We start from the raw sequence: 13,286 nt of genomic DNA on the forward strand, positions 1-13,286 counted from the left end.
ATGGACCAGCTCGCGGAGCCAGTCTTGCCCCACCCTGCCGACGCATCATCACAGCAACTCGCCCGGCCATCCACCCTGCCATCTACCCTGCATATCGAACTCCATGCCGACCCGACGACAGGCTACGCGGCGATCCAGAACAACCTCCCGGTCCTGCGCGCGCTCACGCTCACCAACGCCGGCGACGCGCCCCTCGAAGACGTCGAGGTAGTGATCGCCTGTGCCCCGGCCTTCGCGCTCGGGGAGCGGCTGCATTTCGAGCGCCTCGCGCCGGGCGAAGTGCGCCGTATCGCGCCGCTCGACCTGAAGCCCGACCACCGCCACCTTGCGGCGCTCGACGAGTCCGAGCGCGGCGCAGTCACCGTCAGCGTGGCCGTGGGCGGGGCACCCGTGGCGCAAGCGATCCACCCGGTCGAGGTGCTGGCCTACGACCAGTGGGCCGGAACCCGGGCCCTGCCGGAGTTGCTCGCCGCCTTCTGCATGCCCAATTCGCCGGTCGTCGACCGCCTGCTCGCCAGGGCGTCCAGCCTGCTGCGCGCGAGCGCCCCCGGCTTGTCCATGAGCGGCTACCAGTCGAAGAACCGCGAGCACGCATGGAAGCAGGCCTCCGCCATCTACAGCACCATCGCCGCCGAAGGCCTGCAATATTCGAACCCGCCGGCCTCGTTCGGCAGCGACGGGCAGAAAATCCGCACGCCGGAGCGCATCCTGGACACCAGGGTCGCCACCTGCCTCGACCTGGTGATGCTGTTCGCGGCCTGCCTCGAGCAGGCCGGCCTGAACCCGGTCCTGCTGCTCAAGGAAGGCCACGCCTGGGTCGGCGCCTGGCTGGTCGAAGCGACGTTTCCCACCGCGCTGGTCGACGACGTGCAGTCCGTGCGCAAGCGCGTCAAGTCCGGCGAACTGATCGTGTTCGAGACGACCGTTGTCGCCGGCGGCGCCCCAACCACGCTGCGCGCCGCCTGCAAACAGGGTGAAGACCAGCTCGCCGACGACATGGCGTTCAGCTGCGCCATCGACGTGCGGCGCGCGCGCGAAGCCCAGGTCCGCCCGCTCCCTTCGCGCTCGACCTCGGAGGCGCCGGCCCTGCCGATGCTGGACACAGGCGCGCCGGGAATCGAAGAGATGCCGCCGCTGCCGCCGCTCGACCCCGGTGCGCTGCCCGTGCGCGAACTCGCGGCCGACACGCCGGAAGGCCGCCTGGCAAAGTGGAAGAGCCGCCTGCTCGACCTGACGCTGCGTAACCGCCTGCTGAACTTCAAACCGTCGAAGACGACGCTGCGCGTGATTTGTCCTGACCTGGCCGCTTTCGAAGACAGCCTGGCCGAGGGCAAGGAGTTCAAGATCCGGGCCACCCCGCCCCTGATGACGGGAGTGGACAAGCGCGACGCCGCCGTTTACACCGCCCGCCATGGCGCGACGCCGCTCGACGCGCTCGCGCTCGATGCACTCGGCCGCGGCGAGATTGTCGTCGACAGCACGAGCGAGGCGCTCGACGCGCGGCTGCTCGAAGTATTCCGCACAGCCTCGACCGGGCTGGAGGAAGGCGGAGCGAATACCCTGTTCCTCGCCTTCGGTTTCCTGCAATGGCAGGAAAGCGTGGACGCCGAGGCGACGCACCTGGCGCCGATCCTGCTCGTTCCCGTGACGCTCTCGCGCCAGTCGGTGCGCAGCGGCTTTCGCCTGACGCGGCATGACGACGAGGCGCTGGTGAATCCGACCCTGCGCCAGAAGCTCGCCCAGGATTTCGACCTGAAGCTGCCCGCCTTCGACCTGCTCCCGAGCGACGAAAAAGGGATCGACGTCGCGGCCATCCTGCAAACCTTCCGCCTGCATGTGGCCGAACTGAAGGGATGGGAAGTCAGGGAGACGGTGGAACTCGGGATCTTCTCGTTCACCAAATACCTGATGTGGAAGGACCTGCAGGACCGCCACCGCCAGCTGCAGGAAAACAGCGTGGTCTCCCACCTGATCAACAACCCGGGCAAGGCCTTCGTCAACGAGCCGCTCGGCTTCGAGCCGCGCACGCTCGACGACACCCACCGGCCGCACGACCTGTTCGCGCCCATGCTGTCGGACTCCTCGCAGCTGCGCGCCATTTGCGTGGCCAGCGGCGGCAAGAACCTCGTGATCGAGGGTCCGCCGGGCACCGGCAAGAGCCAGACCATCACCAACCTGATCACCCACCTGCTGGCGACCGGGCGCACCGTGCTGTTCGTGTCCGAAAAGATGGCGGCGCTCGACGTCGTGCACCGCCGCCTGGGTTCACTGGGCCTGGGCGCCTTCTGCCTCGAGCTGCATTCGGCCAAGGCGCGCAAGGCGGACGTGCTCAAGCAGCTCGGTACGGCCCTGGAGGCGGCGGGCACGCGCACCGTGCGCGACTGGGAACTGGAAGCCGGTCGCCTGTGGTCGCTGCGCCAGGACCTGAACGGCGTCGCTGAAGCCCTGCACCGGGTGCACCGCAACGAGCTGACCATCTACGACGCGATCGGCACCACGGTCGCGCACCCCGGCTGGCGTCCGGCGCACATGCATTTCGCCGGGCTCGACGCGCATACGCGGGCCGAACTCGATGGCCTGCGCGCCGCTTGCCGCCAGATGGCCGCATTGGCGGGCCAGCTCACCAGCTTGTCCAACCACCCGCTGGCGCAGGTAACGCGCCGTGACTGGACCCCGGGCTGGGAACAGTCGCTGCTGCAAGCGGCGGCCAGCCTGGCGGAAAAGGCTGCCGCCTTGCAGGACGCGGCGGGACAGTATGTCGGCTTGCTGGGCCTGGACCATGGCAGCCTCTCCCTGGGCGAACTGGCCGTGCTGGACGAGCTGGCGGACATTTTGCTGGCCGCACCCGCGGTGCCGGTGGGGGTCGCACGCGCCGCCCACGACGAGTCGGCGCGCGCCCGTTTGTCGCTCGTGCGCCGGCACGGCCTGGCGCGCGCGCAAGCCTGGGATGCACTCGGCGGCGGCTGGCGCGAGGATGTGGCCACACTCGACGCACAGGCGCTGCGCCTGGAATGGGCGGCGTCCAGCCAGGCCTGGTGGCCAAAGAGCTGGTTTGCCAAACGCGCCGTCCTGAAGCGCCTCGGTGCTTACCGCAGCGATGGACAGCGTCCGTTCGAGGCGAACATGGCGGGCCTGGTCGACACCCTCGCTGCGCTCAACGCCGAAGACCGGGCGCTGGGCACGATGGCAGTGGAATCCGAAACCCTGCTCCAGCACGATTTCGCCGGCCACAAGACCGACTGGGCCCGGGTCGAGGCTGCCGAACAGTGGGCGGCGCGCTTCGCCCAGGCCGTCCTGCGCCTGGGCGGCGGCGAACCCGACTTGACCGGGGTGCTGCGCGAAAAGCTGGGCGCCCTGGTCGACGGCCAGCGCGCACTGCTCGCGGGCGACATGGCCCATGGCCGCATCCTGCTCGCGTATCGCGCCGCATGGCGCGCCGCCATCGACGGCATCGACGAGGTAAGGCAGCTGGCAGGCGGCGTGCCGCTGGCGGGCGCGGACCCGTCGAGTCCCGCGGCCCTCGACCGCCTGCGCGCGATGCTGCACGGCTGGCGCCAGGCGGCGCGCCAGCTGCAGCCCTGGAGCCTGTGGCAGCGCGCACGCCACGACGCCATCGGCAAGGGCCTGCAGGGCATCGTCGATGCGCTGGAGGCGGGCGACACGCCATTGGCAGACGTCGCCGACTATTTCGAGTTCAGCTACCGCAACTGGTGGGTGCGCGAAGCCATCGGCGCGGAACCGGTGCTGTGTTCCTTCTCGAGTGCCGACCACGAACGCAAGATACGCGAATTCCGCCAGGCAGATGAGCGCTTCCAGGCGCTGACCCAGCAATACGTGGTGGCGAAACTGGCCGGCCAGATCCCGGCGGGCAGCGCCCTCGCACCCGGCGCCGACTCCGAAATGGGCAAGCTGCGCCGCGAACTGCAAAAGCAGCGCAGGCACATGCCGGTGCGCCAGCTGGTGCAGAACCTGCCGACGCTGATGCCGCGCCTGAAACCCTGCCTGTTGATGTCGCCACTGTCGGTGGCCCAGTACCTCGACGCCGGCCACGCCCAGTTCGACGTCGTGATCTTCGACGAAGCCTCGCAGATTCCGGTCTGGGACGCGGTCGGCGCCATCGCCCGCGGCCGCCAGCTGGTCTGCGTGGGCGACCCCAAGCAGCTGCCGCCGACGAGCTTCTTCAGCAAGGTCGATGAAGGCGGCGACGACAATGAAGAGGAACTGCAGGACTTGGCGAGCATCCTCGACGAGTGCCTCGGCATCGGCATGCCGCAATTGACGCTGCACTGGCATTACCGCAGCCGCCACGAAAGCCTGATTACCTTCAGCAACGTCACCTATTACGACAATGCGCTCGTGACCTTCCCGTCGCCGTACACCGCGGACACGGGCGTGCGCTTCCAGCGCGTGCAAGGCGTGTACGACCGCGGCGGCTCGCGCACCAACCGCGCCGAAGCCGACGCGATCGTGCAGGCCGTCGAGGCCCATTACCTGGACCCGGCAAAGCGCCGCCAGACGGTCGGCGTCGTCACCTTCAACCAGGCGCAGCAAACCCTGATCGAGCGCCTGCTCGACGAGCGCCGGCGCGCCCTGCCCCAGCTGGACGCGGCGCTGGCGCAGGCGCAGGCCGGCCCCGAGCCGCTGTTCGTCAAGAACCTGGAAAACGTCCAGGGCGACGAGCGCGACATCATCTTTTTCTCGATCACCTACGGGCCCGACGCCGCCGGCAAGGTCAGCCTGAACTTCGGGCCGCTGAACCTGGAAGGCGGACACCGGCGCCTGAACGTGGCGGTCTCGCGCGCACGCCAGCAGGTCGTCGTCTACAGCACGCTGATGCCGGAACAGATCGACCTGTCGCGCGTGCGTGCCAGCGGCGTGCGCGACCTGAAACACTACCTGGAGTTCGCGATCCGCGGACCGCGCGCGCTCGTCGAGCAGCGCATCCCGACCGGGCGCGAACCGGACAGCCCCTTCGAACGCCAGGTGATCGCGCTGCTGCGCGAACGCGGCTGGGAAGCGCACCCGCAAGTGGGCGTGTCGGGCTTCAGGATCGATATCGGCGTGGTCGATCCGCGCGCGCCGGGCCGCTACCTGCTCGGCGTCGAATGCGACGGCGCCAGCTACCACTCGGCGGCCACGGCACGCGACCGCGACCGCCTGCGCCAGCACGTGCTCGAAGGCCTGGGCTGGGAATTGCACCGGATCTGGTCGACCGACTGGTGGATCAATCCGGAAGAGCCGGCGCGGCGTTTGATTGCGCGCCTGGAAGCGCTGGTGCAGGAGCCGATCGAAAGCGAACCCGTGTTCGAGCCCGAGCCTGCGATCATGCCTGAACCCGTGCCGGAGCCGGAGAGCGCGGCCGAGGCGCCTGCCGCGGAGGCCGCGTCCGTTCCGGATGCGGCGGCGCCGGCCGATCCGGCGGCTACTCCTGGCCTGGCCCCTTATCTCGTCACCGCAATCGACGGTGGCGATGCCGACCTGTTTTATGAACGCGCCTCGATTCCGCTGCTGCGCGCGCAGCTGGCGAACGTGATCCGCACCGAGGGCCCGGTCACGCAAGCTGTGCTCTTCAGGCGCGTCGCACGTGCCTGGGGCGTGGCGCGCCTCACCCGCCGCGCCGAGGAACACCTGGCGCGCCTCGTGCCCCACGCTCCTGTCGCTGCGAACGATGGGACCGTGGTCTACTGGCCCGAGGGCGTCGTCCCGGCAAACTGGGAGGGCCTGCGCGTCCCGAACGCGGACGCGGAGTCGCGTCGCGGTATCGACGATATCGCCCTCGAGGAACTCGGCAATGCCGCATCGTACGTCCTCGCCCAGCAAGGCGCGACGAGCCAGGAAGGCCTGGCGCGGGCGGTATGCCGGCTGTTCGGCATCAGCCGTACGACGGCGGATGCGGAAGAACGCATCGGACGCGCGCTGCTGGCCGAGCCGGCGGCAAGCCGGGTCGGCGTCGAGGACGGGCTCGTACGCAGCCTGAAGCGGTAAGGCGGCGTGCGGGTGGCCGCCATCGACATCGACATCGACATCGACATCGGTACTGTGCTTGCACTGGCATCGCGCACAGCGCGCGCTGTGCCGCCGGCGGCGTGCGAGCGTTTTGCCGTGCGCGCCGGCGTCGGCATCGATGGCGACGTGCACGCCGACGCGCTCTCGCCGCGCCAGCTGCTGCTGGCAAGCGCCTCGGCGTACGACGACTTCGCCCTTCCTCCGCATGCGCTGCGCGAAAACCTGATGCTCGATATCGATACTTCCTGTCTCGGTTCGGGGACCGTCCTGCAGATTGGCGGCGACGTGCGGCTCAGGATGATGTTCCAGTGCGAAGCCTGCGGCCAGCTCGACGCCATCGTCCCGGGCCTGTCGGGGCGCATCGGCGCACGCCGCGGCATGCTGGCGCGGGTGCTCGCCGGCGGCACGATCCGGCGCGGCGACCGTGTGCGCGACCTCGGCGTCCTTGCACGTCCCTGGCTTGATGACTGGCGCGAACGCGTGCGGCGCGTGCTCGATGCCGTTCCGGCCGAGGCGGTGATCGAATACGCTCACCTCGCGCGCCTGGCCGGCATCCAGTCCAGCTATTGCCGCGCTTTTCCACGCCTGCTTGCCCGGCTCGGCCCGCGGTACGCGGCCAGGGCGGTGCCGGCGCGCTCGGCGCCGGCGCTGCCGCGTTGGCAGGGCGAGCGCCTGTTCGAGGATTCCTGAACATGGCCGCCGCAGCCCACACGAGGCTTGACACGCCGTCCTGCACGCGACACCATCTGGCCTCCCCACCCGGTCAATCGATAAGGACTACCGACATGCGCCTGCTTTCCCCCGCCTTTTTCCGCCACACAGGGGATGCCCGGTGAGCCGCCTGACCCTGGTCGTGGCGGTCGACGCGCAGCGCGGCATCGGCATCGACAACAAGCTGCCCTGGCACCTGCCGGAAGACCTCGCGCACTTCAAGCGCGTGACCCTCGGCCAGCCGATCATCATGGGCCGCAAGACCTTCGATTCGATCGGCCGCCCGCTGCCGGGCCGGCGCAATATCGTCGTCACGCGCAATGCGGAGTGGCGCCACGCAGGCGTCGACGCCGTGACCTCGCTCGAGGCCGCGATCGCACTCGCGGGCGACGCGCCGGCCAGCATCATCGGCGGCGCCCAGGTGTTCACGGAGTCGATGGCCATTGCCGACCGCATGATCGTCACCGAGATCGACCATACCTTCGCCTGCGATACCTTCTTCCCGCCGATCGACCCGGCCGCCTGGGTCGAGACCGCGCGCGAAACCCATCACTCGGACGCCAACGGCTACGACTACGCTTTCGTGACCTGGGAACGCCGGGATAGCGCCGCCTGAGCGCCACGTCCGGGGCGCTAGCGGCCTGCGGCAGGCCGGTCCGATCGCGCCTGGCGCACTGATGTGCGCCATGGCTGGCCGCATCCCGCTAATCTAGTCGATGAGCCAGTAAAAAAACCTACACCGGGCAGCGGATTTTCTGCGAAAATCCGCTTCTTATTTTCGGTGCCGTGCGCGGCGGGCCGCGCAACCTGCGCGGTCCGGCCCCCACGGCGCTTCGCATTGGAGCAGTCAATGAAATTTCGTTTCCCCATCATCATTATTGACGAGGATTTCCGGTCCGAGAACACCTCGGGCCTGGGCATCCGCGCCCTCGCCGCCGCGATGGAAAAGGAAGGCATGGAGGTACTGGGCCTGACCAGCTACGGCGACATGTCGTCGTTCGCGCAGCAGCAGTCGCGCGCCTCGGCCTTTGTGCTGTCGATCGACGATGAGGAATTCGGCGGCGGTTCCGTCGAAGAGACCGATACCGCGCTGACCCGCCTGCGCGCCTTCGTGGAAGAAATCCGCCACAAGAATTCGAACATCCCGATCTATATTTACGGCGAGACCCGCACCAGCCGCCACATCCCGAACGACATCCTGAAGGAGCTGCACGGCTTCATCCACATGTTCGAGGACACGCCGGAATTCGTCGCGCGCCACATCATCCGCGAAGCGAAGGCCTATCTCGATTCGCTGGCGCCGCCCTTCTTCCGCGCGCTGGTGAATTACGCCTACGACGGCTCCTATTCCTGGCACTGCCCGGGCCACTCGGGCGGCGTCGCCTTTTTGAAGAGCCCGGTCGGCCAGATGTTCCACCAGTTCTTCGGCGAGAACATGCTGCGCGCCGACGTCTGCAACGCGGTCGAGGAACTGGGCCAGCTGCTGGACCACACCGGTCCCGTCGCGAAATCCGAGCGCAACGCCGCGCGCATCTACGGCGCCGACCACTGCTATTTCGTCACCAACGGCACCTCGACCTCGAACAAGATGGTCTGGCACAGCACCGTCGCGCCGGGCGACATCGTCGTCGTCGACCGCAACTGCCACAAGTCGATCCTGCACTCGATCATCATGTGCGGCGCGATCCCCGTGTTCCTGATGCCGACCCGGAACAACCTCGGCATCATCGGCCCGATCCCGCTCGAAGAATTCACGGAAGAATCGATCGCCCGCAAGATCGAGGCCAATCCGTTCGCGCGCGAAGCGCTCGACAAGAAGCCGCGCATCCTCACCATCACCCAGTCGACCTACGACGGCGTGGTGTACAACGTCGAGACCCTGCGCGAAATGTTGGACGGGAAGATCGAGACCCTGCACTTCGACGAAGCCTGGCTGCCGCACGCGACCTTCCACGACTTCTACAAGAACATGCACGCGATCGGCCGCGACCGCCCGCGCGCCAAGCAGTCGATGATCTTCTCGACCCAGTCGACGCACAAACTGCTGGCCGGCCTGTCGCAGGCATCGCAGGTGCTGGTGCGCGAATCGGAGTCGGTCAAGCTCGACCAGGACGCCTTCAACGAAGCCTTCCTGATGCACACCTCGACCTCGCCGCAGTACTCGATCATCGCTTCCTGCGACGTGGCCGCCGCCATGATGGAAGCGCCGGGCGGTACCGCGCTGGTCGAGGAATCGATCCTGGAAGCGCTCGACTTCCGCCGCGCGATGAAGAAGGTCGACGCGGAATTCGGCCAGGACTGGTGGTTCAAGGTCTGGGGCCCGGACAAGCTGTGCGAGGAAGGCATCGGCAGCCAGGACGACTGGATGATCCGCGCCGAGGACGACTGGCACGGCTTCGGCAACCTGGCCCCGGGCTTCAACATGCTCGACCCGATCAAGGCGACCGTCGTGACGCCGGGCCTGTCGCTCGACGGCCAGTTCGGCGAGACCGGCATCCCGGCCTCGATCGTGACCAAGTACTTGGCCGAACACGGCGTCATCATCGAGAAGTGCGGCCTGTATTCGTTCTTCATCATGTTCACGATCGGTATCACCAAGGGCCGCTGGAACACGCTGGTCACCGCCTTGCAGCAGTTCAAGGACGACTACGACCGCAACCAGCCGATGTGGCGCGTGATGCCGAAGTTCGCCGCCGCCAATCCGCGTTACGAGAGCAGCGGCCTGCGCGACCTGTGCACGCAGATCCACACCTTCTACAAGCAGTACGACGTCGCGCGCCTGACGACCGAGATGTATTTGTCGGACATGGTGCCGGCGATGAAGCCGTCGGACGCATTCGCGAAAATGGCGCGCCGCGACATCGAGCGCGTCGCGATCGAAGACCTGGAAGGCCGCACCACCGCGATCCTGCTGACGCCGTACCCGCCGGGCATTCCGCTGCTGATTCCGGGCGAGCGCTTCAACAAGATCATCGTCGATTACCTGCGCTTCGCGCGCGACTTCAACGAGAAGTTCCCGGGCTTCGAGACTGACGTCCATGGCCTCGTCAAACGCGAAGTGGATGGCAAGCGCGATTACTTCGTCGATTGCGTACGCCAGGATTGATGGGCGCTGTGCCGATGTGAAAAGAGGAGCCCTTGGCTCATTCCGTTCAGTCAAGAAGGCCGCTTCGATGCACATCGGGGCGGCCTTTGTTGTAGATGGAGCGCTGCTCTCGACGTCGACGCGCGGGCATGCCCGCCCTACGTTACACGGCGGCCTCGACCAAAAACGACGACGGTGGCGCACCGTAGGGCGGGCATGCCCGCGCGTTAGCTGGCCCAGAGCCAGCTGAGCCGCGGTTAACTGAACGGCATTAGCCGCTGGCTCCTCTTTTTTCGTTATCGCCGTTTTAACTCGACAATCGGCGCTGGCATCGCAAGCGCCCGCGCCTCCATCTCCCCGCGCGCCTGCACGATCACGCTGCGCGCTGCCGTCAGGCCGAGCACGCCCATCACGCTGGCCATGAACAGGTCGGGCAATCCGCTCCCCGCCTGCCACACGCCGAGCGCGGCCAGCAGCACGGCGAGATTGCCGATCATGTCGTTGCGCGTGCACAGCCAGACCGAGCGCATGTTGGCGTCGCCATTGCGGAAGGCGAACAGCAGCAGCGCCACCAGCCCGTTCGCAAGGAGCGCCGCGACGCCGATCGCACCCATCGTCTGCGCGGCGGGCACGGTGCCGGCCGCGAGGTGCGCGAGGGCGGCACCGATCACGAACACGCCATACGCGCCCATCGTCGCGCCTTTGACGAGCGCGGTACGCGAACGCCAGATGGGCGCGAGACCGAGTACGAATAAAGAGATGCCGTAATTGGCCGCGTCGCCGAAGAAGTCGACCGCGTCGGCCAGCAGCGCGACCGAGCCCGCCGCCCAGCCGCCGACGATCTCGACGCCGAACATCAGCACGTTGACGACCAGCGCGATCCAGAGCACGCGCCGGTAGCGCGGGTCGACCGGCGGTTTGTCGGCGGAACAGCCGCCGCTGCAGCAATCGGCCATGCAAGACCTCCCGCCAGAAATGATACAAATATGGAGGCCTGCCTCCTGAAACCGTATCAGGTTTTCGGCAGCGTCACGCCGCGCTGGCCCTGGTACTTGCCGCCGCGGTCCTTGTACGAAGTCTCGCACACTTCGTCGGATTCGAAGAACAGCACTTGCGCGCAGCCCTCGCCGGCGTAGATCTTGGCCGGCAGTGGCGTCGTGTTCGAGAACTCCAGCGTCACGTAACCCTCCCATTCCGGTTCGAAGGGCGTGACGTTGACGATGATGCCGCAGCGCGCATAGGTCGACTTGCCGAGGCAGACGGTCAGCACATTGCGCGGGATGCGGAAGTATTCGATGGTGCGCGCCAGCGCGAACGAGTTCGGCGGGATGATGCAGACGTCGCTTTTCACGTCGACAAAGGAGTTCGAATCGAAATTCTTCGGGTCGACGATGGTGCTGTTGATGTTCGTGAAAATCTTGAATTCGTCGGCGCAGCGGATGTCGTAGCCGTACGATGAGGTGCCGTAGGAAATGATGCGGCGGCCCTCTTCTTCGCGGACCTGGCCTGGCGCGAAGGGCTCGATCATGCCGGTCTCTTCCGCCATGCGGCGGATCCATTTGTCGCTCTTGATTGCCATGCTGGGTTCTTTCAGGATTGCTTGGAATCCCGCGATTTTACGCGAAAAGCGCCGGCCGGTCGTCCTCAGGCTTGCCGTTCTGCCAGCCTTGCATCTTCGCCAAGCCCTACTCCGAGCAGGCGCACGATCATCTCATAGGTCAGTTGCGCAGCCCGTGCAGGATCTTCCATCGGGTACAGGTGGCTGCCCTCGGTCATCACGAAATTGTCGCCCACCAGTTTGCGCGTCGAGGACAGCCCCGCCTGGCGCAACTCTTCCGAACGCGTGGCGCCAATAAAACCGACCGGCACCGGAAAGTCGCTGGCGATCAGCTCGCCCAGGTGATGCGGCAGCGAATTGTAGATGGCCGTTTCGACGGCACGGTCGAAGCGCAACTGGACGCCCTCGGGATGCGGTTTGAGGCCGACGTCGAGGTAGTCGTCGATCACGCCCGGCGCCCAGGCTTTGAAAATATCCTTCGACAGGAAGTGGGCGCGCGCCGCGGCGCGGTCGGGCCAGACATTGCGGCGCCGTTCGGAAAAGCGCGCCGGCGAAAAGCGCGTGCCCTTCCCCAGCAGTTTGACGAGGCGCCAGGCCAGCGCGCGCCAGCCCGCGACCACCGGCGAATCGAGCATCACGACGCAGCGCGCCAGGTCCGGGCGGCGCGCGGCCGCCATCGCGCTGAGCATGCCGCCGAGCGAATGGCCGACCAGGATCGCGGGCCGGCCGTGGCCCTCGATATCGGCGATCAACTCGTCCACCAGCCGGCTCCAGTTGTCGTCCACCGGATAGCGCGGGTCGTGGCCGACCATGTCCGTCATGCCGACCTCGTAATGCACGGCGAGGCCGTCGAGCAGCTGGCGGTAGGTCCCCGAGGGGAAGCTGTTACCGTGGCAAAAATGCAGCAGGGGCTTGGTCATGAAGCGCGCGGGGTCGGTCGAAAGAGAGTCGATTGTAATGCCGCCGACGCGCGCCCGAACTTCCTTTAGAGGGAAACACCTACAGCCAGGTCGGCCACGTAGCCGGTGACCATGTCGCCGCTCATGCTCGCCATCTGCCAGCAGCGTGCCGTCGCCGAAGACACTGTCGGTCGCATAGCTGATGCGCGCCAGGTTGCCGGCGCTGGCGCTGTAGCCGGTCGCCGTGCAGACCTCGTTCAGCGTGGACAGCGGGAAGGTGAACTGCGAGGTTTTCACCCGGTTCGCTGCACCCGTGGCCGCCGCCGGCGTCGGGTAGACCTCGAAGTGCACGTGCGGCTTGCGCCCCTCGCCTAATTATTGTGATGCCCGCGGTGCGCGTCCCTGCTTGAGCCGGGCGCGCTGCTCAGGCGTGAGCAGCGCCATCACCTGCCCGGCGGTGCGCACGCGCAGCAGCGCGCGCGCGGCGATCGCCTGGCCCAGCGCCCTGGCGTGTGCGGCGGCCGCCGCTTCGTTGTAGTCGCCCGATTCCAGCATGGCGCGCAGCGCCTCGTGCGCCTTGTCCTCGATCTTGCCCTGCTCGCGCAGCTGCGGCGCCTGGGCGTGGAGGATGGCGAACAGGCGGTCTTCCTGGGCTTCGCTCAGCTCGATCCCGCGCAGGAACGGCAGGCCGGGGCCTGAAGCGTGGCGGGGACCGTGGCCGCCCGGGCCGCGGCCTTCGCCCGGGCCCGGTCCGGCGCCTGGTCCGTGGTCCGCGTCAAAGCCCGGTCCGGCCATGCACTCGCCCTGCGGCGGCGCCGGGTCGGCGATGGCGGGCGCGGCGGTGGCAAGACTGGCGGCGATGATGGCGACGATGAATGAGGCGGCGGTGATGCGAAACGGATTCATGCTGGCTCCTGGACGATGATTCGAAAGACGCCATTGTTGAATGCCGGCCTGTAAATCGCTGTAAATCGGACGTAAAACCGCGTAAGTGCGGCGCTCGCGCACAGCCTTGTAAAGATCGGTA

At 67.3% G+C, this 13,286-nt stretch carries 8 protein-coding genes; 4 read left to right on the forward strand and 4 right to left on the reverse strand.

The genetic code is table 11. The features are described from left to right. From proA to AC1MEM_RS18070, 4 genes are all read left to right on the forward strand, one after another. A complete protein-coding gene (gene proA, locus AC1MEM_RS18055) occupies positions 1–5,985 on the forward strand; it encodes an anti-phage protein ProA (RefSeq protein WP_499477690.1) in 5,985 nt (1,994 codons plus the stop codon). 12 nt (positions 5,986–5,997) lie between these two features. After that, positions 5,998–6,696 carry an MOSC domain-containing protein gene (locus AC1MEM_RS18060; protein WP_499472795.1) on the forward strand — a complete coding sequence of 233 codons (699 nt, stop codon included), beginning with the start codon at positions 5,998–6,000 and terminating at the stop codon, positions 6,694–6,696. Between the two features lie 142 nt (positions 6,697–6,838). Beyond that, positions 6,839–7,333: a dihydrofolate reductase gene (locus AC1MEM_RS18065; RefSeq protein WP_499472797.1), complete on the forward strand. Its 495-nt coding sequence runs from the start codon at positions 6,839–6,841 to the stop codon at positions 7,331–7,333. A gap of 234 nt (positions 7,334–7,567) precedes the next feature. After that, positions 7,568–9,823 (forward strand): Orn/Lys/Arg family decarboxylase, encoded by a 2,256-nt coding sequence (locus AC1MEM_RS18070; protein WP_499472799.1) that lies wholly within the window; start codon positions 7,568–7,570, stop codon positions 9,821–9,823. 275 nt (positions 9,824–10,098) lie between these two features. Here AC1MEM_RS18070 and AC1MEM_RS18075 read toward each other — a convergent pair whose 3' ends face one another. The 4 genes from AC1MEM_RS18075 to AC1MEM_RS18090 form a co-directional block, all read right to left on the reverse strand. Then, a complete protein-coding gene (locus tag AC1MEM_RS18075; protein ID WP_499472801.1) occupies positions 10,099–10,758 on the reverse strand; it encodes a cation efflux transmembrane domain-containing protein in 660 nt (219 codons plus the stop codon). Between the two features lie 56 nt (positions 10,759–10,814). Further along, a complete protein-coding gene (dcd, locus tag AC1MEM_RS18080) occupies positions 10,815–11,381 on the reverse strand; it encodes a dCTP deaminase (protein ID WP_499472803.1) in 567 nt (188 codons plus the stop codon). A 65-nt stretch (positions 11,382–11,446) separates the two neighbouring features. After that, positions 11,447–12,610, reverse strand: coding sequence for an alpha/beta fold hydrolase (locus AC1MEM_RS18085; protein WP_499472805.1), 1,164 nt, complete (start codon positions 12,608–12,610; stop codon positions 11,447–11,449). A gap of 24 nt (positions 12,611–12,634) precedes the next feature. Continuing rightward, entirely contained in the window at positions 12,635–13,165 is a 531-nt protein-coding gene (locus AC1MEM_RS18090; protein ID WP_499472807.1) for a Spy/CpxP family protein refolding chaperone, read from the reverse strand. Positions 13,166–13,286 lie beyond the last annotated feature (121 nt).

This window comes from Telluria sp. AIW5 (assembly GCF_056680575.1).

What these genes read in the sequence shown, in the direction of transcription:
- AC1MEM_RS18070 (WP_499472799.1), top strand. Translation starts at nt 7,568, where the DNA reads ATGAAATTTCGTTTCCCCATCATCATTATTGACGAGGATTTCCGGTCC.
- proA (WP_499477690.1), top strand. Translation starts at nt 1, where the DNA reads ATGGACCAGCTCGCGGAGCCAGTCTTGCCCCACCCTGCCGACGCATCA.
- dcd (WP_499472803.1), bottom strand. Translation starts at nt 11,381, where the DNA reads ATGGCAATCAAGAGCGACAAATGGATCCGCCGCATGGCGGAAGAGACC.
- AC1MEM_RS18075 (WP_499472801.1), bottom strand. Translation starts at nt 10,758, where the DNA reads ATGGCCGATTGCTGCAGCGGCGGCTGTTCCGCCGACAAACCGCCGGTC.
- AC1MEM_RS18090 (WP_499472807.1), bottom strand. Translation starts at nt 13,165, where the DNA reads ATGAATCCGTTTCGCATCACCGCCGCCTCATTCATCGTCGCCATCATC.